Source organism: Mesorhizobium sp. M1E.F.Ca.ET.063.01.1.1 (assembly GCF_003998155.1).
In the GTDB taxonomy this organism is placed as follows: domain Bacteria; phylum Pseudomonadota; class Alphaproteobacteria; order Rhizobiales; family Rhizobiaceae; genus Mesorhizobium.
Genome location: NZ_RZSC01001612.1, coordinates 1 through 450, shown reverse-complemented (window position 1 = coordinate 450; position 450 = coordinate 1). Strand labels below are relative to the sequence as shown.

Here is a 450-nt window from a genome sequence, read left to right as displayed (position 1 = left end):
ATCCGGATATTCCTCGGCGATGAAACCGGTCGACAGCCGCCCCTCGCGCCAGCGCGGGTGCTGCATCAGCGCCGCCAGGAACGGGATGTTGTGCTCGATGCCGTCGACGACGAAGCTGTCCAGCGCCTCGGACATCGCGTCGATGGCTGCCAACCTCGTCGGCGCCCAGGTGCAGAGCTTTGCCACCATCGGGTCGTAGAACATCGAGATCTCCGAGCCTTCGGCGACGCCCGTGTCGTTGCGGATCACGATATCGCCGAACGTGCCCTCTTCCGGCGGCCGGTAGCGCGTCAGCCGGCCGATCGACGGCAGGAAGTTGCGGAACGGATTCTCGGCATAGAGGCGGCTTTCCACCGCCCAACCGTTGAGCTTCACGTCGCTTTGCCTGATGCCGAGCTTTTCGCCGGCGGCAATGCGGATCATCTGCTCGACCAGGTCGATCCCGGTGAC

General features: G+C 64.9%; 1 pseudogene. It reads right to left on the bottom strand.

Annotated features, from left to right (window positions below):
* Positions 1–450 (bottom strand): annotated as a pseudogene (locus tag EOA29_RS40045) (acetyl/propionyl-CoA carboxylase subunit alpha); the annotation flags it as partial.